Here is a 22862-nt window from a genome sequence, read left to right as displayed (position 1 = left end):
GGGAAATTAATGACCTTTTCCAAGAAGCTTTGCGGCGTCGCGGGGGCCATCGGCCTGTCGCTCTTCGCCGCGATGCCCGCCTGGGCACAGGCCGCCGCGCCCGCGGCCACCGTCGACAAGGGCGATACGGCCTGGATGATGACCTCCACCATCCTGGTGCTGGCGATGATCCTGCCGGGCCTGGCGCTGTTCTACGGCGGCCTGGTCCGTACCAAGAACATGCTGTCGGTGATGACGCAGATCGGCGCCGTGGCATGCCTCGCCATGCTGATCTGGGTGATGTACGGCTATTCCATGGCCTTCGGCCCGGATTATACCAGCGGCCTCAGCAACTTCATCTCGACCTTCGACAAGGCCTTCCTGAAGGGCATCACGCCCGCTTCGCAGGCGGCGACCTTCACTGCGGGCGTCGAGATCCCCGAATATGTGTTCGTCAGCTTCCAGATGACCTTTGCCGCGATCACCGTGGCGCTGGTGCTGGGTTCGGTGGTCGAGCGCATCAAATTCTCGGCCGTGATGGTATTCGCCGCCATCTGGCTGACCATCGTCTACTTCCCTGTCGCGCACATGGTGTGGGCGGCGAGCGGCCTGTTCTTCAAGGCCGGCGCGCTCGACTTCGCGGGCGGCACCGTGGTCCACATCAACGCCGGTGTCTCGGCGCTGGTCGCATGCCTCATCCTGGGCAAGCGCGTGGGCTTCCCCAAGGAGCCGATGCCGCCGCACAGCCTGACGCTGACGGGCGTCGGCACCGGCCTGCTGTGGGTCGGCTGGTTCGGCTTCAACGCCGGTTCGGCGCTGGAAGCCAATGGCTCGGCTGCTCTCGCGATGATCAACACCTTCGTCGCCACCGCTTCGGCCGGTCTGTTCTGGATGCTTGCCGAACGCATCAACGGTCACAAGGGTTCGGCCCTGGGCTTCTGCTCGGGCATCATCGCCGGCCTGGTCGCCGTCACCCCGGCTGCCGGCAATTCCGGCCCGTTCGGTGCGATCGTCCTGGGTGCCGTCGCTTCGATCGTCTGCTTCTACGCCGTCACCGTCCTCAAGCCGAAGCTCGGCTATGACGACTCGCTGGACGCCTTCGGCATCCACGGCATCGGCGGCATGATCGGCGCCATCGGCACCGCCATCGTCTACTCGCCCTTGCTGGGCGGCCCGGGCGCCGCGGACTATGACATGGGTGCCAAGCTGATCGTGCAGATCGAAGCGGTCCTGACCACCATCGTCTGGGCATCGATCGGCACCGTCATCGCCATCTTCATCGCCAAGGCGGTCACTGGCCTGCGCGTCAGCAAGGAGGTCGAACTGGAAGGTCTCGACCTCGGCGAGCATGGCGAACGCGCCTACAACCCGTAAGAAATCGGCAGGGCGGGCCGATAAGGACGGCCCGCCCGCCCCACCTTGTTCCTCCTGCGAACATCACTCGGGACCGGTACGAAAGTATCGGTCCTTTTTTTTAGGTTCGCGAACGGCTCCAGAGCGTGTCCAGGCGTAGCGTTTCGGCGGGCCAGCGACGGCCGCGGCCCGCGACCTGGAGACCGGCGCGCAGAACCCAGCCGAGCTTTTCGCTTTTTTCCGTCGTCACGCGATGATCCCAGGCATGCTCGCCTTTCCGCGCCACCTTCCGGGCGATGTCGCCGTAAATGCCTGCCGCCGCCAGTACGGCCCAGGCGGAGCGGGGCGGCAAGGCGCCTGTGCCATGCCGCGCGCTCTCCTCATAAGCGGCGGCCATGTCGGCCAGGCGGCGCGCGAGAATCGCAAGGCGGGGGCGGACCCAGGGCTTCATATGCTCGCCGGGCGGGATATCCATTTCGACCAGCCATTCTTCCGGCAGGTAGCAGCGGTCGGCGGCCTCATCCTCGCTGATGTCGCGGGCGATGTTGGCGAGCTGGAAAGCGAGGCCCAGATCGCAGGCGCGGTCGAGCGTGGCTTCGTCGCCCGAATCGACGCCCATCAGGATCGCCATCATGCAGCCGACCGTGCCAGCGACGTGGTAACAATAGCGCAGCATGTCCGCTTCGCTGCGGGGGCGCCATTCGCGGGCGTCAAGGGCAAAGCCCTCGATCAGGTCATGGGCGTAGCGTTCCGGGATCGCACATTCACGCATGACCAGGCCGAAGCCGTCGAAAGCGGGGTCGCCGGTGGGTTCACCGCGGAGCGCCGCACTGGTGAGGACGCGGATGGAGGAAAGGCGCGCCTGGCCATCGGCCACGCCGTGCATGGTGCCGCCATGGTCCTGGCCATCGGCGATGTCGTCGCATTTGCGGCACCAGGCGTAGAGCAGCCAGGCGCGTTCGCGAGTTGCGCGGTCGAACAATCGGGAGGCGAGGGCAAAGGATTTGGAACCCCGCACAATGCTGTCGCGGGCCTGGGCGATAAGGGTGGAACGATCGGCGGCGCCCTTCCCATTTGCGGAAGGGGATGGGGCGGGGTGGGTAAAGTCCATGGATTGGGACATGCCCTCCCTCGCCTCCCGCGTCGAGTCACTTGCCTCGTCGCGACGCAACCGAAAAGGCACCGTCAGAGGCGGTCGGCTTTCATCCCGAAGATGGTTTCATGGGGCTGATAGGCGGCCATTCTGTCGAGCAGTGCTTCGATCGCATTGGCGTGGATCAGGATATTGGCGTGCTGAGCGCGGATGAAGCCGGCCTCCACCATATGCTGGTTGAACGATATGAGCTGATCGTAGAAGCCCGCGACGTTCAACAGTCCCACCGGCTTGCCATGATAGCCAAGCTGCGCCCAGCTTATCGCCTCCCACAACTCGTCCATCGTGCCGACGCCACCCGGCAGGGTGACGAAGCCGTCGGACAGATCGGTGAAAAGCTGTTTGCGCTGGTGCATGGTCTGGACGACGTGCAGTTCCGTGCAACCGCGATGGGCGACTTCGGCGCCGACCAGCGCATCGGGGATGACGCCGATGACTTCCCCACCCGCTTCCAGCGCGGCATCCGCTACCGCGCCCATCAGTCCCAGGCGACCGCCACCATAAACGACGCCAATGCCGCGATCGGCCAGGACGCGCCCGACATGGCGGGCAGCCTCGACATAAAAGGGATCGGCCGGGGTCGCCGAGCCGCAATAGACAGCCAGTCTCTTCATAAATCCTGCGTTCGTTAAACCAGATCTTCCAGCATCAGCGCCGCGGTCGCCTTCGCACTGCCGACCACGCCGGGAATGCCTGCGCCGGGATGCGTGCCCGCCCCCACCAGATAGAGGTTGGGAATGACATCGTCGCGATTATGGGCACGGAACCAGGCGCTCTGGGTCAGCAAAGGCTCCAGGCTGAAGGCACTGCCCAGATGCGCCGACAGGTCGTGGCGGAAATCGGGCGGGGCATAATGGAATTGCGTCACGATGCGCGATCGGATGTCGGGGATCAGACGATGCTGGATCTCGTCGAGGATACGCTCGGCATAGACCGGCGCGAACTGGTCCCAATCGATCGGCAGCTTGCCCATGTGCGGCACGGGCGCCAGCGCGTAGAAGGTCGAATGGCCATCGGGCGCCATCGACGGATCGGTCACGGTCGGATGGTGCAGATAAAGCGAAAAATCCTGCGGCAGCACGCCATGATCGTAAATGTCGGTCAGCAGCCCTTCATAACGCGGGCCGAACAGGATCATATGGTGTGGGATGCCCGGCCAACTCCCCTTGATCCCGAAATGCAACACGAACAGGCTGGGCGACCAGCGCTTGCGGGCGAGCTTTTCGGCCTGTTTCTCCCCGCGCGGATGATGGCCGATCAGGTCGCGATAGCTGTGCATCAGATCGGCGTTGGAGGCGACGGCATCCGCCTCCCCGCGCCAGCCCGAGGCGGTGCGGACGGCGACGGCCCGGTCGCCATAGGTTTCGATCTGCACCACCGGATCGGCCAGCCGCAGTGTCCCCCCCAGCCGCTCGAAATGCGTCGCCATCGCCTGCACCAGCCGGTTGGTGCCGCCCTTCGCGAACCAGACGCCGCCATCCTTTTCCAGCTTGTGGATCAGGGCATAGATCGAACTGGTCTGCATCGGATTGCCGCCGACCAGCAGCGTGTGGAAGGAGAGTGCCTGCCGCAGCTTCTCATTCTTCACATGGGAGGAGACGACCGAATAGACCGAACGCCAGGCCTGGTGCTTCGCCAGCGCGGGCGCGGCGCGGACCATAGAGGCAAAGTCCAGGAAGGCGACCGAACCAAGCTTGCGATACCCTTCCTGATAGACGCCATCGGCATAGTCGAGGAAGCTTTCATAGCCCACCACATCCTCGGGATTGAGTCTGGCGATCTGGGCGCGCAGCGCGGCTTCGTCGTTGGAATAGTCGAAATTCGTCCCGTCGCGCCAGTTGAGCCGGTAGAAGGGCGACACCGGCACAAGGTCGACATCCTCCGCCATGTCATGGCCGGACAAGCGCCACAGTTCGCCCAGGCAATCGGGATCGGTGATGACGGTCGGCCCCGCGTCGAAGACGAAGCCATCCTTTTCCCACATATAGGCACGCCCACCCGGCCGGTCGCGTGCCTCGACCAGCGTGGTATCGATTCCGGCGGATTGCAGACGAATGGCGAGCGCAAGCCCGCCAAAGCCAGCACCGATAATGATCGCTTTTCGGTTCATCGGGGTCTGGGCATCAGGCGGGAGGGCTCAGAAGTGCTCGCATGGCGCCCCTTATGGGCACCGGGGGCCGCCCGCACAAGATGCGGATGCGATCGCCGCGCGTCGAGCGCCCACCATAGAAGCGGCCGATCAGGGAAGGATCAAGCCGATAAAAACGCTCGAAAATGCGCCAGCGCTGGTCAGGACGCGCGGCGCCGAACAGCATGCGTCCCAGCAACCGGTAATAGCGGCCCTGCCGCCAATGGGCCACCGCCCATTCACGCGTCACTTGTGCCAGCAGCGCCCCTTCCATCGACCAGGCGTCGACCAGGCGGAGTGCAAAACGAACCGCGTCGGGCAAGGAATAGCCGGTCATGGGATGGAACATCGCCGCCCTCGCGCCTGCCCGTGCGACGGGGTCATCCTTCGGCCAGAAGCGGTCGAAATCGCCGCCATGGACGACGGGAAGGACACCGCTTTCACTATGGACGATTTCATCGACCCGCCATCCTTGCGCGCGCGCATAGGCGGCGATCCTGGCGCCGACGGCAGGAACGTCCAGATCGGGCGCGTCACTATAATAAGTATCTTCCACGAACAGGGTCCGCTCATCCCAGGGCAGAAGATACATGAAGCGATAACCGTCCAACTGCTCCACCCCGGCATCCATGATGACAGGACAGGCAAGGCCATGCGGCGCATCCAGCCGCAGGGTCTGGCCGACGAACTTCTGCCAGCCGCAACGCAGGGCCGAGAGATCGCCCCCTCCCCTCACGTCGAGGACCGCCCGGGCAGCAATGGTGCGACCGTCGGACAGGGTGACGGCGGTCGGCGTCAAACGGACGGCCTGTGCACCGATCTGGACGGCATCGCCCAGAACCGTGCGGGCATGGGTGTCAAGCTGTACCGAGGTGATGCTGTTATAGGGCGTGGAGAGTCGGCGGCCGTGGCCGGGGAAACGGACCTCATGCCCCTCCGCCCAGCGACGAGAGATCAAGGGTTCGACCAGCCAGCGGTCTTCGGCATCCACATCGCCGTCGAAAAAAGACCAGACATGATTGCCCCCCAGTCGATCCGCCTCTTCCAGCAGACATAGGGAAATGTCGGGACGGCGCGCGGCAAAGGCGAGCGCGATGAGGCTGCCGGCCAATCCGCCGCCCACTATCGCAAGATCATAAGCCGGGATTTCATCGCAATCGGTCATGGTCGCCATCCGTCCTTGTAGGAATGCGGAGCGGAAATGCACGGATTGTTTTCGTTCGATATATAGTATAGGGGGGTATCCTATGCATATCATCGCGGATCGGGACAAGCTGTTGGCGCGGGTGCGGCGGATCGCTGGACAGATCGGCGCCGTGGAGCGGCAATTGGCGGGTGATGCCGGCTGTTCGGAAACCCTTCAACTGGTCGCTTCCGTCCGTGGCGCTGTCGGCAGTCTGATGGACGAATTGATCGAGCAGCATATGCGCGAACATGTCGCGCGGCCGGGCATCAGCGATGACGCCCGGGAAGCGGCGGCGGAAGAAATGCTGGCGCTGATCCGGCGATATGGGAAATGAGCATGCACGGCGATTCTTATGGGCATCATCATGACGCGCAGGACCATCATGATCATCATCACGACCTGCCGCCTGCATTCACCAATGGCGATGGCGAGGAAAGCCATTATTTCGACCATATCTATCTGACCGCCGGCCATGACCAGAATGCGCGGCGGACCATATGGGTCCTCTGGCTGACGGCGGCGACCATGGTGGTGGAGATCGTCTTCGGTTGGCTGACCGGATCGATGGCGCTGCTGGCCGATGGATTCCATATGGCGACCCATACCGGGGCGATGGCGGTGGCCGCTGCGGCCTATAACTATGCCAAGCGCCACGCCCGCAATCCGCGCTATACGTTCGGCACGGGGAAGGTGGGCGACCTGTCCGGTTTCGCCTCCGCGCTGATCCTCGCCTTCACGGCATTGTTCATCGCGGTCGAATCGGCCACGCGCCTGTTCCAGCCGGTGTCTGTCGCCTTCGGGGAAGCGGCCTCGGTCGCGGTGCTGGGGCTGGTCATCAATCTCATCAGCGCGCTGATGCTGGGGCACGACCATAGCCACGATCATGCGCACGCCCATGCCCATGGAAAGGGTCATGCCGACAATAATCTGCGCGCCGCCTACGTACATGTGCTGACCGACGCGCTGACATCAGTACTGGCGATCATCGCCCTGCTGGCCGGACGCTATATGGGATGGTGGTGGATGGACCCCGCGGTCGGCCTGCTCGGCTCCGCGGTGATCGCGCAATGGGCTTGGGGGTTGATGAAGGACACCTCCGCAATCCTGCTCGACACAGCGGAGCCCGCATTGATGGCGCGGATCAAGGCGTTGGCCGAGGCCGAAGGGGCCGTCCTGCGCGACCTGCACGTCTGGCGGGTCGGGCCGCATGCCCATGCGGCGATCCTCAGCCTGGCGCCGGGTGCCGATGTCGCGGCGGTGCGGCAGGCGGTCAATGCCCTGCCCCGGATGGAACATGTCACCGTCGAAACGGTCTGACCGAAAAAACGGCCCGTTTCCGGCTGGATCGGCGGTGTTGCGCGATCACCCGATTTTTCTGAACGATGGTTAACCGCGCTATTCAGGCAGCCGTCATGCGCCGCTGTTCATGTACCCGATCACAAAGGGTTGGTGGAGGTCGCCATGTTCAGGACAATGATTGCAACCGTTTCGATCGCCGGAGCCGCCGTGCTGGGCTTTACGGCATCGCCCGCGCTGGCGCAGGGCAATTACCATTATAGCGAACGTTATGAAGGCGATGATGGCAGCTATTATCGCAGCGAAACCTATCGCAGCGACGACTACCATGATCGGGGCTATTATGATCGGGGCGACCGCTATCGCGACTATGATCGGCGGCCGGTCGAATATCGCGAGGATTATGTCCGCGAACGCCCGCGCTATCGTCCCCGCTATACCAGTTGTTCGTCAGGCACCACGGGTGCCGTGGTGGGTGGTGTGCTGGGCGGCCTGCTGGGTCGCGAGATTGGCCGCGGCGGCCGTTGGAACCGGCCAAGCACGACGGGCCTGATCCTGGGCGCTGGCGCGGGTGCACTGGCCGGACGAGAGGTGGAGCGGGGCGACTGTCGCTAAGATGGGTGAATAGGAGCGGCGCGTCGAATGAGGCGCCGTTTCGTGCACCCGGCGGAGTTTTTCTCCGTAGCATCTTGAAACTGAATTATCGGCTTCTATGTTGGGGTCGTTCCGGCTCTCCCTCCCCCTCGCCGGGACAATCCCTGAGCAGCCCCGGTGCCCCTTGCACCGGGGCTCCTTTTTTTCAGGCGCTAAAGCGCACTGCGTTAAATCATACGCAAGCCGCGCGCTCTCAGCTTTCGTTGTCGCATCGTTTTAAGCGCAAAACCGGTGCCCACTTTTGCGCACGATGCTCTAGATGGCTTGGGCCGCCGCCCACCCGCTGGCCCAGGCCCATTGGAAATTATAGCCGCCCAGCCAGCCGGTGACATCGACCGCTTCGCCAATGGCGTAGAGCCCGGGGACATGGCGGGCTTCCATCGTCCGGGAAGACAGCTCGTTGGTGGAGATACCCCCGATCGTGACCTCCGCCTTGGCGAAGCCCTCGGTCCCATTGGGCGCGAAGCTCCATGCGGCGAGACGGCGTTCAGCCTCCTGAAGCTTGCGATCGGGCAGATTGCCGAGGTCGCCGGGAAGCGACAGCCGGTCGGTCAGGGTGTCGGCCAGACGATCGGGCAGAAGACCGCGCAACAATTGCATGAGCGTGGTGCGCGGCCTGTCGCGCTTGGCGTCGGTCAGCCAACCACTCGGCTGGGCCGGGAGAAAATCCAGCGCGATCGTCTCGCCATGACGCCAATAAGAGGATATTTGCAGGATCGCGGGGCCGGACAGGCCGCGATGGGTGAGCAACGCGGCGTCGCGGAAGCCAGTCTTGCCGTGACGGGCGATCACGTCGGTCGATACGCCCGAGAGCGATCGGAAAAGCAGATCCTCGCCCCCAGGGTCAAGGGGACGAGTGCGGGCCGGGGTTCGACGATTTTCAGGCCGAACTGGCGCGCGAGATCATAGGCGAAGCCGGTCGCGCCGATCTTGGGGATAGAGGGGCCACCCGTGGCGATGACCAGCGCGGGGGCGGTCGCGCTCCTGTCGCCATGGACCACCCGATAACGGCCGTCCGCGTGGGTGACGGCGGTAATCGCATGGTCGAGCCGGACCGTAACGCCGCCCGCTTCGCATTCGGCGAGCAGCATGGCGACGATCTGACGAGCGCTTTGGTCGCAGAAAAGCTGGCCCAGCGTCTTTTCGTGCCAGGCTATGCCATGGCGTTCGACAAGCCCGAGGAAATCCTGCGGCGTGTAACGGCCCAGGGCAGACTTCGCGAAATGGGGGTTGGCCGACAGATAGCGGTCGGGCGCGGTGTGGATATTGGTGAAGTTGCAGCGGCCACCGCCGGAGATGAGGATTTTCTTTCCCGCCTGATCGGCATGGTCGATGACGAGGACGCGCCTGCCCCGCTGGCCCGCCATGGCCGCGCACATGAGGCCCGCGCCGCCAGCGCCCAGGACGATGGCGTCATAGGTTTCCGGCGCGGTGGGCATCAACCGGCGGCGAGCGCGTCCATGATCTGTCGAACAGCGGCGACGTCATAGCCCGCCGACGCCGCCTGTTCAGTGAGAGCGGCGGGATGGTCGCCCGCGCGGGCGCGGGTCAGCGCCCAGAGCAAGGTGCTGCGCGTGCCGGAGCGGCAATAGGCGAGTATCTTGCCCTCGCCCGCCTGCTCCAGCGCCGCGGCCATGCCGTCGAGCTGCCAGGGCGCGAAGCCGCCATGGGCGACGGGAACGGCGGCATAAGTCATGCCGGCCGCCTTCGCGGCGGCTTCGATCTCCGCGCCGTTGGTCTGGCCGGGCTCCTCATCGTCGGGCCGGTTGTTGATGATGACGGTGACGCCCAGCGCCTTGGCTTCCGCCACCTGATCGACGCTGATCTGCGGAGAGACATAGAGGCTTTTGGTGAGTTGGCGGAACATGGGCGGGACTCCTTTGCGGGTCTCCTTGCGCTTGTGGGGCGAGGGATTCAAGGGGGTAGGCCGCAGGGCAACCTGCTCCTAGGCGGGCGCACGCCATTCCCGTCTTCATATCGTTCGATCAAAGATAAGGCCGGATCGCCGCCAGGAAGGCATCGCCATAGGCATCGAGCTTGCGCTGGCCGACGCCGCTGATGTTGCCGAGTTCCGCCAGACTCGCCGGACGCTGCTCCGCCATTTCGCGCAAGGTCGAATCGTGGAAGACGACATAGGGCGGCACGCCTGCCTCCTGCGCCAGTTCGCGGCGGCAAGCCCGCAGCGCGTCGAACAGCGGATCGCCCACGGGATTTTCGGCGCTGCCGTTGCGGGCGCTCTTGCGGCGGCGTTCCTTGCGGGGCGGGAGGACCAGGCTGACCTCTTCCTCGCCGCGCAGGATCGGCCGGGCGTTGGGACCGAATTCCAGCCCGCCATGTTCGTTGGTCTGGAGCGCGTCGCGCACCAGCAAAGCGCGGGAGACCGGACGCAGCAGCGCCGTCTCCTCCCCGTCGACGATGCCGTAGACCGAAATCTTGTCATGGCCGCGCTCGCGTATCTTGTCGGTGACGGCGCCGGTCAGCACCTGCTCGATATGGCCGACGCCGAAGCTCTGGCCGGTGCGATAGACGGCGGACAGGAATTTGCGGGCGGTCTGGGTGGCGTCGATGCTGGGCGGCGGGTTCAGGCAATTGTCGCAATTGCCGCAGCCCGGCGGTGGATTCTCGCCAAAATGACGCAGCAAGATGGCGCGCCGGCAGGTGCCGGTTTCCACCAGCCCGCCCAGCGCGGTGATGCGGGCGCGCTCGCCCTGCTGGCGCAAGGGATCGAGTTCGCCGATGCGCTGGCGGGCGCGGGCGAAATCGTCGGCGCCCCAGAAGAGATGGGCCTGCGCCGGTTCGCCGTCGCGGCCCGCGCGGCCGGATTCCTGATAATAGCCCTCGATCGACTTGGGCAACGCCGCATGGGCGACGAAGCGGACGTCGGGCTTATCGATGCCCATGCCGAAGGCGATGGTGGCGACCATCACCATATCCTCGCTGGCGATGAACGCCGCCTGATTGGCGGCGCGGATGTGCGGGTCGAGACCGGCATGATAGGCGCGGGTCGGGCGGCCGGTACGGGACAGGGTCTCGGCCAGCTTCTCTGTCGCGGCGCGGGTGGGGGCGTAGACGATGCCGGGGCCGGTCTGACCGGCGATCAGGTCGGAAAGCTGGCGCGGCAGGCCGTCGCGGGGATGGACGGCATAGCGGATGTTCGGGCGATCGAACCCCGCGATGATCAGGCCATCGCGCGGGATGCCAAGCTGGACCAGGATGTCGTCGCGGGTGTGATGGTCGGCGGTGGCGGTCAGCGCGAGGCGGGGAACATCCGGAAATTCGTCCAGCAGCGGACGCAACAGGCGATAGTCCGGGCGGAAATCATGCCCCCATTCGGAGACGCAATGGGCCTCGTCTATGGCGAAGAGGGCAATCTTGGTGCTGCGCAGGAGGTTGCGGAAGCCCTCTCCGCTGGCGCGTTCGGGGGCGACATAGAGAAGGTCGAGATCGCCGCTGCGCAACCGGTCCTGCGTCTCCCGCCAGTCGGCGTCGACGCTGGTGAGGCTGGCAGCGCGGATGCCGACCGCCTGCGCGGCGCGCAACTGGTCGTGCATCAGCGCGATCAGGGGGGAGACGACGACACAGCAACCGTCCAGCGCGACGGCGGGAAGTTGGTAGCAGAGCGACTTCCCAGCGCCGGTCGGCATGATCGCGAGCGTCGGCTGACCCGCCATGATGCGGCCCACCACCTGTTCCTGCACGCCGCGGAAACCGGGAAAGCCGAAAATATCGTGGAGGATGGTCGGTATGTCGGCACGCATGAAGGGTGGCTCTAGCGGCTCAGTTGGCGAAGTGCCAGTCCAAGGGGCAGGACCTATTGTTCGAGCAGGCAGCCCCACCCTTTGCGATAGCGTGCCGTGCGGAAGGCAAGCAGCGGAACGGCGGCGCTGACCGATTGCGATTCGGGCAGGTCCTTCAACGACACCGCCCACATGCCGGGTTCCTTGTCGCCCTTGCAGCTCGCCATCGAACGCCCCTCGACATAACGGCAGGAGCAGGCGACGCGCGCGCCGAAGCCCGCGCCGACCTGCGCGTGGGCACGCAGCGCACTCCAGTTCCACGCGAGCAGGGCAACCGCGACAAGGCCCATGGCCGCCAAGGCGTAAATCCATTTCCGGCGACCGGACATGCTACTCTTTCCCACATCCCATGCTAAGGCCGCGGCTTATGAGGCTTGAGCGGAAAAGCGTAAAGCGCCTTGGCGCGATCGGCGGCATTTTGGCCATGCTTGCGGTGGCGGGCCTGTGGACCGTGCACGCCGCCGGGCCGGAACCCATCGTCCGGATCAGCGGCGATTCCGATGTGGATGCGGCCGCGCTCGGCGCGGCGATCGATCCGCTGTTCGACAGCGAGGCGGGCGAGACGCGGGCGCTGATCGTCATGCATGACGGAAAGATCGTGGCCGAACGCTATGCGCCGGGATTCTGGCCTCAAACGAAGCTGCTGTCCTGGTCCATGGCCAAGAGCGTGACGGCGGTCCTGATCGGGCTGATGGTGTCCGACGGACGGTTGGCGCTCGATTCGCCGGTGCCGGTGGCGGCCTGGGGTCAGCCGGGCGATCCGCGGGGACGGATCACCCTGCGGCAGTTGCTGGCCATGACCTCCGGCCTCGACCATGTCGAAGATACCGAGCCCCTGGCCGAGGCCGATACGGTACGCATGCTGTTCACCGACGGGGCACAGGACATGGGCGCCTTTGCCGAGGCCAAGCCGCTCGCCCACAGGCCGGGTTCGGCCTTTTCCTATTCGACCGGCAGCACGATCATCCTCAGCGACCTGATGGCGCGGATGCTGACCGACAGCGCCGATCCCGACGTGCGGCGGCGGGCGATGCAGATGTTCATCGACGGGCGGCTGAAGATTCCTGCACGGCTCGACAGCCTGACCGTGGAATATGATGCGGCGGGCACGATGATCGGGGGCAGCTTCATGCATATGACGGCGCGGGATTATGCCCGCTTCGGGGAGTTGCTGCGCAACCATGGGCGCGGGGTGGTGGGGCACCAGATCGTGCCGGAAAAGTGGATCGACTATATGCGCACGCCCTCGCCGCGCAACGCAGCCTATGGGGCACATCTGTGGCTCAACCGGGACAGCGAGGAAAGCGCGTTGATGCCGGGGCAGGCGCCGCGGAGCCTGTTCGGCTGCGTCGGACATGATGGGCAATATATATTGGTGTCGCCCTCGCAGCGGCTGACCGTGGTGCGGCTGGGCATGTCGCCGGACAAGGCGCAGCGGGAGGTCGTGAAGGAAGGACTGGCGAAGCTGGTGGGGCTTTATTCGCGTTGAGGGTGGAGAGCGAACGTTCCCCGTTTCGTCGCCCCGGGCTTGACCCGGCGTCCCGCTGCCTTGGGCCAAACGCGCACGAGAGAAGAAAGCGGGACCCCGGATCAAGTCCGGGGTGACGGAGAACTCATGTCCGCAAATGGCCAGAAGCAGTCCTGCTTAAAGCAGGAAATTGCCTTCGATCACCGTCCGGCAAGCCCCCGTCAGGATCACCCGGTTGCCGGAAAGGCGACACAATAGGCGTCCCCCGCGCCGGGACGCCTGAAACGCAACGAGCTTGGTCTTATCGAGCCGCCTGGCCCAATAGGGGGTGAGCAGGCAGTGGGCCGAGCCGGTGACGGGGTCTTCGTCTATGCCCGCGCCGGGGACGAAGACGCGGCTGATCATATCGCTGTCCTCGCTGGGCGCGGTCGCGATGAGGAGGATGCTTCCGGCCTTTTTGAGCGTCGCGAAATCGGGTTGCAGCGCACGGATCGCGGCGGCGTCGGAATAGACGAAGATCGCGTAGCCGCCCTCGCGCCAACGGGTTTCGAGGACATCGCCGCCCATCGCTGCGGCAAGGTCGGGCAGCGGCCTGGGGTCGGTCGTCCAGGCCGGGAGCGAGAGCGCATAGCCGTCGCGATCGCGCGATACGGTGAGCACCCCCGCATGCGTCGTGCGGAAGTGGACGGCGGTACGGCCGCCCATCAGCACATGGCCGCTCGCCAACGTGGCATGGCCGCACAGCTTGACCTCCACATCGGGGGTGAACCAGCGCAGCGCATAGTCCGCGTCGGGATCGTCGGGCGTGGGCACGGTGAAGGCGGTTTCGGAGAGATTGTTCTCCGCCGCGATCGCCTGAAGCGTGGCGTCGTCCAGCCATCGGCCAAGCGGCATGACCGCGGCCGGATTGCCGGTGAAAGGGGCATCAGCGAAGGCATCGACCTGGATGAAGGGCAGGCTGGTCACGGACGATCCTTTGGTGTTTCCCCGTCATCATGACGCCGCGGCCGGCGCCGGGACAGGGCCGGTCGGGCGGAATTGGTCCTGGCGAAGTTCGCCTTTCCTGGCGGCGATGAAACGAAATGGGCCAGCCATGGTTGCATGGCTGGCCCGTGTTCGCGGCTGAAGGGGACGTTTTGACCGTCAATCCATGCAAGGCATGATGACGCTCCCCAGGCTTACGCACTGCCGCTCGCCCTCCCGCGGGCGATCTGTAACGAAGATGTTACCGCAGATCGGCTGAGTCGTCTCGCGGGAATCGCGTCTTTGCCGGAATTATGGCTCGATTCGGCGCGTTCAATCCGCTCCGCATTGCGCGCGATGGAGCAGCTTCTGGTCGGCCAGCACCAGCGCCATCATCGCTTCGACGACCGGCACGCCGCGAATGCCGACGCAGGGGTCGTGACGGCCCTTGGTGATGATCTCCGACGCGGCGCCTTCCCGCGTGACGGTCTCGACCGGGATCAGGATCGAGCTGGTCGGCTTGAAGGCGATGCGGACCTTGACCGGCTGGCCGGTGGAGATGCCGCCCGCGATCCCTCCGGCATGGTTGGCGAGGAAGACCGGATTACCGTCCTTACCCCCTTCGGCATTGGGCCGCATCGGATCGGCATTCTCTTCGCCGCGCAGTCGGGCGGCGGCGAAACCGTCACCAATCTCCACGCCCTTGACCGCATTGATGCTCATCATCGCGGCGGCGAGTTCGCTGTCGAGCTTGGCATAGAGCGGTGCGCCCCAGCCCGCCGGAACGCCACTGGCAATACATTCGACCACCGCGCCGAGCGAGGAACCGTCCTTGCGGGCATCATCGACCAGCTTCTCCCAGCGCTTCGCCGCTTCCGGGTCGGGGCAGAAGAAGGGATTGTTGTCGATCTCGCTCGCGTCGAAGCGGGCATGGTCGATGGCGTCGCCGCCGATCTCGCTGACATAGGCGAAGATGTCGACATCGGGGATGACGAGCCGCGCCACCGCCCCCGCCGCCACCCGGCTGGCGGTTTCGCGCGCCGAGGACCGCCCGCCGCCGCGATAATCGCGAAAGCCATATTTGGCATCATAGGCATAGTCGGCATGGCCGGGGCGATAGGCCTTGGCGACTTCGCTGTAATCCTTGGACCGCTGGTCTTTATTCTCGATCATCAGGCTGATCGGGGTACCCGTGGTCCGGCCCTCGAACACACCCGAGAGGATGCGCACTTCATCGGGTTCGCGGCGCTGGGTGGTGAATTTCGACGTGCCGGGCTTGCGCTTGTCGAGGAAGGGCTGGATGTCGGCTTCGCTGAGCGGCAGGCCCGGAGGGCAGCCGTCGACCATCGCGCCGATGGCGGGACCGTGGGACTCACCCCAGGTCGAGAAGCGGAAGACGCGGCCGAAGGTGTTGAAGCTCATATCTGCCTTTCGTTGGGAGAGGTGGTTCCCCCTCTCCCTCCCACCGCTTTGCGGCGGTCCCTTCCTCTCCCCAAAGGGAGAGAGGGTTTGTTATTTGTCCAATGCGATGTCCGGGGCGTCCTCGGCCTTCATGCCGATGACGTTGTAGCCCGCGTCGACATGGTGGATTTCGCCGGTCACGCCCGATGCGAGATCGGAGAGGAGGTAGAGGCCGGCGCCGCCCACATCCTCGATCGTCACATTGCGGCGAAGCGGGCTGTTCAGCTCGTTCCACTTCATGATGTAGCGGAAATCGCCAATGCCGCTCGCCGCCAGCGTCTTGATCGGTCCGGCGGAGATGGCGTTCACGCGGATACCCTCCGGCCCCAGGTCCATCGCCAGATATTTGACGCTGGTTTCCAGTGCCGCCTTGGCCACGCCCATGACGTTGTAATGGGGAATCACCTTTTCCGCGCCATAATAGCTGAGCGTCAGCAGGCTGCCGCCCTCCGCCATCAGCGCACGCGCCCGCTTGGCGACGGCGACGAAGCTGTAGGCGGAGATGTTCATCGTCAGCAGGAAATTTTCCAGGCTGGTGTCGACATAAAGCCCACGCAGTTCGTTCTTGTCGGAAAAGCCGATCGCGTGGACCACGAAGTCCAGCCTGCCCCACTTCGCCTTGATCTCGTCAAAGGCGGCGTCGAGCTTTTCCATGTCCGACACGTCGCAGTCGATCAGGAAATCGGAACCGAGTTCCTCCGCCAGCGGCCGGACCCGCTTGGCCAGCGCATCGCCCTGATAGGAGAAAACCAGTTCCGCGCCCTGCGCATGCAGCGCCTTCGATATGCCCCAGGCCAGCGACTTGTCGTTCGCCAGTCCCATGATCAGACCGCGTTTTCCCGCCATCAAGCCTGTCATTTCGTCGTTCCATTCCCTTTGTCGACCTGCGCGACGGTGGCGGCTTCCTCTTCCGGGAACTCCGCCAGCGCCGCATTCAATTCCGCGCCAATTACCACGCCAAGCCCGACAAGGAAGAAGAAAATAAGCGTGATCATCACGCCGGCCAGACTGCCATAGGTGCGATCGTAACCGCCCAGGAGGGAAAGCGTGGGCGGCAATAACAGAGTGACGCCATACCACCACAGCGCCGTGGCGAGGGCGCCGGGCCATTTGGGGAAGCAGGGGTCCTTGTACAGGCTGGGGGTCAGGGAGACGTAGAGAGAATAGAGGGCGACGCACAGGATCGCCATCGGCACCAGCTTGGTCAGGGCGACGATCTGGATCGCCTGGTCGGCGAATGGCAAAATCTGGTGCAGGAACTGGTCGATGCCGGTGATGATCACCTGCATCGAGAAGGCGAACATCACCGCGAAGACGCTGACCAGCGTGATGCCGATGGCGGTCAGGCGATAATGCCAGAAGGGGCGCGTGCTCTTTGTGCCATAGGCGCGGCGCAATATGTCGCGGATCGTCTCGATGAGGCTGCCGACGGTCCACAGGCCGACCAGCCCCCCCAGCCAGAGCAGCGGCCCGGTGCGGGCGTTCAGCACGTCGATGATCGGTTGCCGCACGACATCCGCGACACCTGGCGGCACGGTTTCCAGAAAGGCCCTGACCGCCGCCAGCCCATCCTGAGAATGGCCGAAGATGCTCGCCACCGCCGCCGCCACGATGAAGAAGGGAAACAATGTCATCAACGAAAGATAGGCGAGGTTCCCGGCATGGATGAAGCCGTCGCTATAGGTGCCGACGGCCACGCGCTTGGCGATTTCAAAGGCGTGGCTGCCAGGCCGTACCCGGTCGATATGGCGGTTGAAATGGATGCGGGCTTCTTCCGCGATATGCTTGCGACGGGACTCGGGAGACAGGGGCGAGGGTTGCGGCATTCCCTCCTAACCCCTCAGACGCCGAGATGGGTCCGCACGGCGCGGCTGTCCTGCCAGCTTTCGACCAGCGCCTGGATCGCCGGATCGTCGGCGGGCACGTCGATCAGCAGGGTAACGAGCTGGTCGCCGCGCTGGCCGGTCTTGCCGGTAAAACCCTTGCCGCGCAGGCGCAGCGTCTTGCCGGAGGAGGTGCCCGCGGGCACACCCAGCATGACGGGACCGTCGACCGTGGGAACCTTGACCTTCGCGCCCTTCACGGCTTCATCGAGCGTGATCGGCAGTTCCAGCAACACATTGTCGCCGTCGCGGGTGAAGAAGGCATGAGGCTTCACCTCGATCGTGACGATGGCGTCCCCCGCGCCACCGGGTCCTTGCTGGCCCTTGCCGGAAAGGCGCATCTGCGTGCCTGTTTCAACCCCTGCGGGCAATTTCAGGTCGATGGTCTTGCCGTCCTGAAGCGTTATCCGCTGCGGCGCGAGGGTTGCGGCGTCGACAAACTGGACGGCCAGGCGATAGGTGACGTTCGCGCCCTTTTGCGGCGGCGCGCCACGGCCGAAGCCGCCAAAGCCCCCTCCGCCGCCACCGCGACGCCCCGTACCGCCGCCGAACAGCCCTTCGAAAATATCGCCGAAATCCGCGCCGCCGCCGTTGAATTCGAAGCCGCCGCCCTGGCCGCCCGGATGCCCGCGAAAGCCTCCCCCACCGCCACCGAAGCCGAAGGGCGCAGTCGGATTGCCGTCGCCGTCTATCTCGCCCCGATCGAAGCGGGCACGCTTGTCCTTGTCCGACAAGAGGTCATAGGCGCTGGTCGCGGCGGAAAATTTCTCCGCCGCCTGGGGATTGTCCTTGTTCCGGTCAGGATGCAGCTCCTTGGCCAGCTTGCGATAGGCGGACTTGATCTCGGCCTCGCTCGCGCTGCGCGCCACGCCCAATGTGGAATAAGGGTCGGCCATGGGCGGTAACACATCCTCTTGCAATAAAAACCCGTTCGCGCCCTATGTGGCGAAAGGTGCGGAATGGTTCAAGCGTGGGAAAGCCTTATCGACAAGGCTTTTCGGCGCGCGTAGACCGGCGCGTATGACCGATCCCTTTGCCCTGTTCGCCGCCTGGTACGATGAGGCACGCGAAACCGAGATCAACGACAGCAATGCCATGGCGCTCGCCACCGCCGATGCACGCGGGCGGCCGTCGGTGCGGATGGTGTTGCTCAAGGGGCATGGGCCGGACGGGTTCATCTTCTATACCAATTTCGAAGGGCGCAAGGCGGAGGATCTGCACGCCAATCCCCATGCGGCGCTACTGTTCCACTGGAAATCGCTGCGGCGCCAGATCCGGATCGAGGGGCCGGTGGGTCCGGTCGACGACGCCACCGCCGATGCCTATTTCGCGACGCGCAGCCGGGACAGCCAGCTTGGCGCCTGGGCCTCGGACCAGTCGCGCCCGCTGGAATCCCGCGATCTGTTCATGGCCCGCTATGAGGAGGCGAGCTTGCGGTTCGAGGGTGGGCCAGTGCCCAGGCCGCCCCATTGGTCGGGCTTTCGGGTCAAACCGGAACGCATCGAATTCTGGCAGGATCGCGAGCATCGCCTGCACGAACGCCGCCTGTTCGAGCGGACCGGCGACGGCTGGCACGAGGGATTGCTATACCCTTGACCTGCCCCGCCCCGCGCCGGCGGCGGCCGGACATGAAATAAACGCGCGCGGAATATGCTGCGTCGTTCGTTCAACGGGATAAGCGGGTCGGCCCACCTCGATTGCGGGGGTGCCGTGCGCCTGTTAGGTGTCGCTGTGGCGGGCACGGGTTAGAGGAATTGCATGCGAAATCGACTGACGGCGTTCATCCTGACGGGCATGATTCTCGGGGTGATCGTGGGCTTTGCGACCAATTTGTGGGTGGGCGGCGACAAGGCCCTGGCAAAGGATGTTGCGGGTTATTTCCACCTGCTGGCCGACATCTTCCTGCATCTCATCAAGATGATCATCGCGCCGCTGGTCTTTTCCACCCTGGTCGCCGGCATCGCCCATATGGGCGACAGCGCGGCGCTCGGCCGAATCGGCGGGCGCGCCCTTGCCTGGTTCATCATCGCCAGCCTGATCTCGCTGACCCTGGGCCTCGTCTTCGTCAATTTCTTCGCGCCGGGCGAAGGGCTGAACCTCGTCCGCTCGGGCGCGGATTCGGGGGTCAATACCGAGGCGCTCAACTTCCGTGACTTCATCCTGCATGTCTTCCCGACCTCCATGGTCGGGGCCATGGCGGAAAATTCGATCCTGCAGATCGTCGTCTTCTCGCTGTTCGTCGGCGTCGCGCTGACCGCCATCGGCGAAAAGGGCAAGCCGATCGTCACCGTGATCGAGGCGATGGTCGAACTGATGTTGCAGGTCACCGGCTATGTCATGCGCATGGCGCCGCTGGCCGTGTTCGGAGCGTTGGCATCGGTGATCACCACCGAGGGGCTGGGTGTACTCAAGACCTTCGGGCAGTTGGTGGGCGAATTCTATCTGGCGCTCATCGCCCTGTGGCTGCTGCTGTTTGCAGCGGGATCGGCATTCCTGGGCAAGCGGATGCTGACGCTGGTCCGTTATGTGCGCGAGCCGGTATTGATCGCCTTTTCCACCGCATCCTCGGAAGCGGCCTATCCCAAGATGCTGGAGCAGCTCGACCGCTTCGGCGTGCCGCGGCGGATATACAGTTTCGTGCTGCCGCTGGGCTACAGTTTCAACCTTGACGGGTCGATGATGTATTCGACTTTCGCGACGATCTTCATCGCCCAGGCCTATGGCATCGATCTGCCGATCGCGACGCAGATCACCATCCTGCTGGTGCTGATGGTGACCAGCAAGGGAATCGCCGCCGTGCCCCGCGCCAGCCTTGTGGTGGTGGCGGCGACACTGGGGCAGTTCGACCTGCCGGTAGAGGGCGTCGCCTTCATCCTGGCCGTGGACCATTTCATGGACATGGGCCGTACCGCGACCAACGTACTGGGCAACGCCATCGCCACGTCCGTCATCACCAAATGGGAGGGGATGCTGGAGGTCGAGGAACCGGATTATGTACCGCACCCCAAGGCGCCCGCCCATACCGCATCCCATGGTCGCGCCGGACTGGAGCTGGCATCCGATATGGTGGACGAGGAAAAGCGGTCCTGAGGTCCAGCGGCTGCGTCAGCGCGCCACGGCTTCGGCCCAATAGACCAGGGTGCGGGCGAAACTGGCAAAGCCGCGCTCCAGCGCCGCGCCGCTTTCCCCATGGGGACGGGCTTGGGCATCCAGCGTGTCGCCGATCTGCCCGACGCTGAGGCGATCGGGAATGACGGTCATACCCATGGCATTGAGCGTCACCGTCCAGTTGGCGTGGCTGTTGACCCCGGCGAAGCGGCCCATGGAATAGCTGGCGACGCCCGCCGGGCGACGGTCGAATTCCTTGAGGAAATGGTCGGTGAGGTTCTTGAGGCCAGGCTGGACGCCGCGATTATATTCCCCCGCGACGAAGACAAAGGCATCGGCGGCGGTCAGGCGTTCGGACAGGGCGGCCATGGCGGCAGGCGCTTCGCCCGGCGGATAGTCGCTGTAGCGTAGATCGAGCATGGGCAAGCCAATTGCCTGCGCGTCGATCAGTTCGGCCTTGTGGCCCAGTTGCTGGAAACCCCGGATCAGATAATCCGCCAGACGGATGCCGAGGCGACCCCGACGATAGGAGCCGTAAAGGACAAGGATATCAAGCGCCATGGGAGACTCTCCTGATGTTCAGAAGAATGTCGCATTGGCGCTCGACGGCGTCCAGCCCTGGAGCGATTTCCAGTCGGATGGCATCATCAGACGGTTAAGAAATCGCCGTAAAACAAAGAAATGGAGCGGCCGATCCGATTCCATCAGATCGCAAACCGCTCTAGGGCCAATAGACATTCAGATGATGACGAGACGAAAATGGTGGTTTTTCGTGACCCGGAGCGGAGCGTACTAAAAGTACGTGAGCACCGGAAGCACGGGAAAGCGCCATTTGCAGGCCGTCAGGGCTGAATGTCGATTGGCCCTAGCGCAGCTTGGCGATGGAAAGCCCGTCCTGTTTGGCGCGGGCCTTGACCGATTCCTCGCTGCGGGTGAGGGCCTTGGCGATCGCCTTGAGCGCCATGCCCTTCTTCGCCAGCGTATGGAGCTTTTGCAGCTCGTCCGCCGTCCAGGGCTGCTTGTGCCGCTCGAAGCGATCGCCCGCCATCGGATCAGTCCGCGAACGGATCGCGCACGAGGATGGTGTCCTCGCGCTCGGGGCTTGTGGAGACGAGCGTGACCGGGCAGCCGACCAGTTCCTCGATGCGGCGGATATATTTGATCGCCTGCGCCGGAAGGTCGGCCCAACTGCGGGCGCCCGCGGTCGTGTCCTGCCAGCCTTCGATCGTTTCATAGACCGGCTCGGCCTTCGCCTGATCCTGCGCATGGGCGGGGAGGTAATCGAAGCTCTGGTCGCCGATCCTGTAACCGACGCAGATTTTCAGTTCGTCGAAACCGTCCAGCACGTCCAGCTTGGTGAGCGCGATGCCGGTCACGCCCGACACCGCGACCGACTGGCGCACCAGCACGGCGTCGAACCAGCCGCAACGGCGCTTGCGGCCGGTGACGGTGCCGAATTCATGGCCTCGCTCGCCCAGGCGCTGGCCGGTCTCGTCCTCCAGTTCGGTGGGGAACGGTCCTGAACCGACGCGTGTCGTATAGGCCTTGACGATGCCCAGCACGAAGCCCGCGCCCGACGGGCCAAGGCCGGTGCCGCTCGCCGCCGTGCCCGCAACCGTGTTGGAGGAGGTGACGAACGGATAGGTGCCATGGTCGATGTCGAGCAGCGTGCCCTGTGCACCTTCGAACAGGATGCGCTTGCCCTTGGACTTGGCGTCGTTCAGCGTCAGCCAGACCGGCTTGGCGAAGGGCAGGATGAAACTGGCGATGTCGCGCAGCTCGGCCATCAATGCATCGCGGTCGATCGGGGCTTCGTTGAACCCGGCGCGCAGCGCGTCGTGATGCGCGGTCAGACGATCGAGCTGCGGGCCGAGATCGTCGAGATGGAAAAGGTCGCAGACGCGGATGGCGCGGCGGCCGACCTTATCCTCATAGGCCGGGCCGATGCCGCGACGGGTCGTGCCGATCTTGCCCGCGCCCGACGCATCCTCGCGCAAGCCATCCAGGTCGCGGTGGAAAGGCAGGATCAGCGGGCAGGTTTCCGCGATCTGAAGGTTGTCGGGCGTGATCTCCACCCCCTGCCCCTTCAGCTTGGCGACTTCATCGCGGAAGTGCCAGGGGTCCAGCACCACGCCATTGCCGATCACCGACAGCGTGCCCCGCACGATGCCCGAGGGGAGCAGCGAAAGCTTGTAGACATTCTCGCCCACGACCAGTGTGTGGCCCGCATTGTGGCCGCCCTGGAAGCGGGCGACGACGTCCGCGCGTTCCGACAGCCAGTCGACGATCTTGCCTTTGCCTTCGTCGCCCCATTGAGCGCCGATCACGGTAACATTTGCCATGGATATAGTCCTCCGCCCGCCGCGCGGACCGGCCATGCCCTTCGACGGGACTCGACATGCCGGTGGGATAGGGTGGGCGCATCGCCCGGTG

22 protein-coding genes and 1 pseudogene are annotated in these 22862 nt (G+C 64.7%); 7 read left to right on the top strand and 16 right to left on the bottom strand.

Annotated features, from left to right (window positions below; all coding sequences use genetic code 11):
• Positions 1-9 precede the first annotated feature (9 nt).
• Positions 10-1353, top strand: a complete 1344-nt coding sequence (locus tag CAF53_RS10075) for an ammonium transporter (protein WP_100237984.1) — start codon at positions 10-12, stop codon at positions 1351-1353.
• A 100-nt stretch (positions 1354-1453) separates the two neighbouring features.
• On the opposite strand, the gene CAF53_RS10070 is transcribed toward CAF53_RS10075, so the two are convergent.
• The 4 genes from CAF53_RS10070 to crtY form a co-directional block, all read right to left on the bottom strand.
• Positions 1454-2443 carry a phytoene/squalene synthase family protein gene (locus CAF53_RS10070; RefSeq protein ID WP_100237983.1) on the bottom strand — a complete coding sequence of 330 codons (990 nt, stop codon included), beginning with the start codon at positions 2441-2443 and terminating at the stop codon, positions 1454-1456.
• A gap of 74 nt (positions 2444-2517) precedes the next feature.
• Positions 2518-3099: a TIGR00730 family Rossman fold protein gene (locus CAF53_RS10065; protein ID WP_046761764.1), complete on the bottom strand. Its 582-nt coding sequence runs from the start codon at positions 3097-3099 to the stop codon at positions 2518-2520.
• Between the two features lie 14 nt (positions 3100-3113).
• Positions 3114-4595: a phytoene desaturase gene (locus CAF53_RS10060; protein ID WP_046761765.1), complete on the bottom strand. Its 1482-nt coding sequence runs from the start codon at positions 4593-4595 to the stop codon at positions 3114-3116.
• A gap of 13 nt (positions 4596-4608) precedes the next feature.
• Entirely contained in the window at positions 4609-5787 is a 1179-nt protein-coding gene (crtY, locus tag CAF53_RS10055; protein ID WP_100237982.1) for a lycopene beta-cyclase CrtY, read from the bottom strand.
• Between the two features lie 73 nt (positions 5788-5860).
• Between crtY and CAF53_RS10050 the strand changes: the two genes are divergently transcribed.
• The 3 genes from CAF53_RS10050 to CAF53_RS10040 all read left to right on the top strand — a co-directional run bounded on the left by CAF53_RS10050 (position 5861) and on the right by CAF53_RS10040 (position 7710).
• Positions 5861-6133 (top strand): metal/formaldehyde-sensitive transcriptional repressor, encoded by a 273-nt coding sequence (locus tag CAF53_RS10050; RefSeq protein WP_046761767.1) that lies wholly within the window; start codon positions 5861-5863, stop codon positions 6131-6133.
• The gene (gene dmeF / locus CAF53_RS10045) at positions 6130-7116 is read left to right on the top strand and encodes a CDF family Co(II)/Ni(II) efflux transporter DmeF (protein WP_100237981.1); all 987 of its coding nucleotides are present in this window, start codon (positions 6130-6132) and stop codon (positions 7114-7116) included. Before CAF53_RS10050 ends, dmeF begins: the two co-directional genes overlap by 4 nt.
• 144 nt (positions 7117-7260) lie before the next feature.
• Positions 7261-7710: a glycine zipper 2TM domain-containing protein gene (locus tag CAF53_RS10040; RefSeq protein ID WP_046761769.1), complete on the top strand. Its 450-nt coding sequence runs from the start codon at positions 7261-7263 to the stop codon at positions 7708-7710.
• 294 nt (positions 7711-8004) lie between these two features.
• On the opposite strand, the pseudogene CAF53_RS10035 reads toward CAF53_RS10040, so the two are convergent.
• From CAF53_RS10035 to CAF53_RS10020, 4 genes and pseudogenes are all read right to left on the bottom strand, one after another.
• Positions 8005-9188: pseudogene (locus CAF53_RS10035) on the bottom strand (NAD(P)/FAD-dependent oxidoreductase).
• The gene (locus CAF53_RS10030) at positions 9188-9616 is read right to left on the bottom strand and encodes a TIGR01244 family sulfur transferase (protein ID WP_100237980.1); all 429 of its coding nucleotides are present in this window, start codon (positions 9614-9616) and stop codon (positions 9188-9190) included. The pseudogene CAF53_RS10035 and the gene CAF53_RS10030 overlap by 1 nt, the downstream one beginning before the upstream one ends.
• A 118-nt stretch (positions 9617-9734) precedes the next feature.
• Complete coding sequence (recQ, locus tag CAF53_RS10025; RefSeq protein WP_046762468.1) at positions 9735-11507, bottom strand: DNA helicase RecQ; 1773 nt, start codon at positions 11505-11507, stop codon at positions 9735-9737.
• A 53-nt stretch (positions 11508-11560) separates the two neighbouring features.
• Positions 11561-11875 (bottom strand): hypothetical protein, encoded by a 315-nt coding sequence (locus CAF53_RS10020; RefSeq protein ID WP_046762467.1) that lies wholly within the window; start codon positions 11873-11875, stop codon positions 11561-11563.
• Positions 11876-11913: 38 nt separating this feature from the next.
• Here CAF53_RS10020 and CAF53_RS10015 point away from each other — a divergent pair, with 38 nt between their 5' ends.
• Complete coding sequence (locus tag CAF53_RS10015) at positions 11914-13035, top strand: serine hydrolase (protein ID WP_100237979.1); 1122 nt, start codon at positions 11914-11916, stop codon at positions 13033-13035.
• A gap of 156 nt (positions 13036-13191) precedes the next feature.
• Here the strand turns inward: CAF53_RS10015 and CAF53_RS10010 are convergent, their stop codons facing one another.
• The 5 genes from CAF53_RS10010 to CAF53_RS09990 form a co-directional block, all read right to left on the bottom strand.
• Positions 13192-13980: a PhzF family phenazine biosynthesis protein gene (locus CAF53_RS10010; protein ID WP_046762465.1), complete on the bottom strand. Its 789-nt coding sequence runs from the start codon at positions 13978-13980 to the stop codon at positions 13192-13194.
• Positions 13981-14310: 330 nt separating this feature from the next.
• Positions 14311-15399 (bottom strand): chorismate synthase, encoded by a 1089-nt coding sequence (gene aroC, locus CAF53_RS10005; RefSeq protein WP_046762464.1) that lies wholly within the window; start codon positions 15397-15399, stop codon positions 14311-14313.
• Between the two features lie 90 nt (positions 15400-15489).
• Complete coding sequence (fabI, locus tag CAF53_RS10000; protein ID WP_100237978.1) at positions 15490-16296, bottom strand: enoyl-ACP reductase FabI; 807 nt, start codon at positions 16294-16296, stop codon at positions 15490-15492.
• Complete coding sequence (locus CAF53_RS09995; protein WP_046762462.1) at positions 16293-17264, bottom strand: YihY/virulence factor BrkB family protein; 972 nt, start codon at positions 17262-17264, stop codon at positions 16293-16295. Before CAF53_RS09995 ends, fabI begins: the two co-directional genes overlap by 4 nt.
• A 14-nt stretch (positions 17265-17278) precedes the next feature.
• Complete coding sequence (locus CAF53_RS09990) at positions 17279-18217, bottom strand: J domain-containing protein (protein ID WP_046762461.1); 939 nt, start codon at positions 18215-18217, stop codon at positions 17279-17281.
• Between the two features lie 124 nt (positions 18218-18341).
• Here CAF53_RS09990 and pdxH point away from each other — a divergent pair, with 124 nt between their 5' ends.
• Both pdxH and CAF53_RS09980 read left to right on the top strand, forming a co-directional pair.
• Positions 18342-18917, top strand: a complete 576-nt coding sequence (pdxH, locus tag CAF53_RS09985) for a pyridoxamine 5'-phosphate oxidase (protein ID WP_046762460.1) — start codon at positions 18342-18344, stop codon at positions 18915-18917.
• A 162-nt stretch (positions 18918-19079) separates the two neighbouring features.
• Complete coding sequence (locus tag CAF53_RS09980) at positions 19080-20411, top strand: dicarboxylate/amino acid:cation symporter (RefSeq protein ID WP_100237977.1); 1332 nt, start codon at positions 19080-19082, stop codon at positions 20409-20411.
• A gap of 15 nt (positions 20412-20426) precedes the next feature.
• On the opposite strand, the gene CAF53_RS09975 is transcribed toward CAF53_RS09980, so the two are convergent.
• The 3 genes from CAF53_RS09975 to CAF53_RS09965 form a co-directional block, all read right to left on the bottom strand.
• Positions 20427-20990 (bottom strand): NAD(P)H-dependent oxidoreductase, encoded by a 564-nt coding sequence (locus CAF53_RS09975; protein ID WP_046762458.1) that lies wholly within the window; start codon positions 20988-20990, stop codon positions 20427-20429.
• Positions 20991-21294: 304 nt separating this feature from the next.
• Positions 21295-21477, bottom strand: coding sequence for a hypothetical protein (locus CAF53_RS09970; protein ID WP_021245469.1), 183 nt, complete (start codon positions 21475-21477; stop codon positions 21295-21297).
• A 4-nt stretch (positions 21478-21481) separates the two neighbouring features.
• Complete coding sequence (locus tag CAF53_RS09965; protein ID WP_100237976.1) at positions 21482-22771, bottom strand: adenylosuccinate synthase; 1290 nt, start codon at positions 22769-22771, stop codon at positions 21482-21484.
• Positions 22772-22862 lie beyond the last annotated feature (91 nt).

Origin of the sequence: Sphingobium sp. LB126, from assembly GCF_002795205.1 — a bacterium.
Taxonomy (GTDB): Bacteria; Pseudomonadota; Alphaproteobacteria; order Sphingomonadales; family Sphingomonadaceae; genus Sphingobium; species Sphingobium chungbukense.
The sequence above is the reverse complement of the archived record's forward strand: the minus strand, read 5'-3'. Positions and strand labels throughout refer to the sequence as shown.

Bases quoted from the DNA above. Each gene is read 5' to 3' on its own strand.
- CAF53_RS09990 (WP_046762461.1), bottom strand. From the start codon at position 18,217: ATGGCCGACCCTTATTCCACATTGGGCGTGGCGCGCAGCGCGAGCGAG.
- CAF53_RS10065 (WP_046761764.1), bottom strand. From the start codon at position 3,099: ATGAAGAGACTGGCTGTCTATTGCGGCTCGGCGACCCCGGCCGATCCC.
- CAF53_RS09965 (WP_100237976.1), bottom strand. From the start codon at position 22,771: ATGGCAAATGTTACCGTGATCGGCGCTCAATGGGGCGACGAAGGCAAA.
- CAF53_RS10070 (WP_100237983.1), bottom strand. From the start codon at position 2,443: ATGGACTTTACCCACCCCGCCCCATCCCCTTCCGCAAATGGGAAGGGC.
- aroC (WP_046762464.1), bottom strand. From the start codon at position 15,399: ATGAGCTTCAACACCTTCGGCCGCGTCTTCCGCTTCTCGACCTGGGGT.
- CAF53_RS09995 (WP_046762462.1), bottom strand. From the start codon at position 17,264: ATGCCGCAACCCTCGCCCCTGTCTCCCGAGTCCCGTCGCAAGCATATC.
- CAF53_RS09970 (WP_021245469.1), bottom strand. From the start codon at position 21,477: ATGGCGGGCGATCGCTTCGAGCGGCACAAGCAGCCCTGGACGGCGGAC.
- CAF53_RS10050 (WP_046761767.1), top strand. From the start codon at position 5,861: ATGCATATCATCGCGGATCGGGACAAGCTGTTGGCGCGGGTGCGGCGG.
- CAF53_RS10015 (WP_100237979.1), top strand. From the start codon at position 11,914: ATGAGGCTTGAGCGGAAAAGCGTAAAGCGCCTTGGCGCGATCGGCGGC.
- CAF53_RS09980 (WP_100237977.1), top strand. From the start codon at position 19,080: ATGCGAAATCGACTGACGGCGTTCATCCTGACGGGCATGATTCTCGGG.
- CAF53_RS10060 (WP_046761765.1), bottom strand. From the start codon at position 4,595: ATGAACCGAAAAGCGATCATTATCGGTGCTGGCTTTGGCGGGCTTGCG.
- fabI (WP_100237978.1), bottom strand. From the start codon at position 16,296: ATGACAGGCTTGATGGCGGGAAAACGCGGTCTGATCATGGGACTGGCG.
- CAF53_RS09975 (WP_046762458.1), bottom strand. From the start codon at position 20,990: ATGGCGCTTGATATCCTTGTCCTTTACGGCTCCTATCGTCGGGGTCGC.
- CAF53_RS10030 (WP_100237980.1), bottom strand. From the start codon at position 9,616: ATGTTCCGCCAACTCACCAAAAGCCTCTATGTCTCTCCGCAGATCAGC.
- dmeF (WP_100237981.1), top strand. From the start codon at position 6,130: ATGAGCATGCACGGCGATTCTTATGGGCATCATCATGACGCGCAGGAC.
- CAF53_RS10020 (WP_046762467.1), bottom strand. From the start codon at position 11,875: ATGTCCGGTCGCCGGAAATGGATTTACGCCTTGGCGGCCATGGGCCTT.
- crtY (WP_100237982.1), bottom strand. From the start codon at position 5,787: ATGGCGACCATGACCGATTGCGATGAAATCCCGGCTTATGATCTTGCG.
- pdxH (WP_046762460.1), top strand. From the start codon at position 18,342: ATGACCGATCCCTTTGCCCTGTTCGCCGCCTGGTACGATGAGGCACGC.
- CAF53_RS10075 (WP_100237984.1), top strand. From the start codon at position 10: ATGACCTTTTCCAAGAAGCTTTGCGGCGTCGCGGGGGCCATCGGCCTG.
- recQ (WP_046762468.1), bottom strand. From the start codon at position 11,507: ATGCGTGCCGACATACCGACCATCCTCCACGATATTTTCGGCTTTCCC.
- CAF53_RS10040 (WP_046761769.1), top strand. From the start codon at position 7,261: ATGTTCAGGACAATGATTGCAACCGTTTCGATCGCCGGAGCCGCCGTG.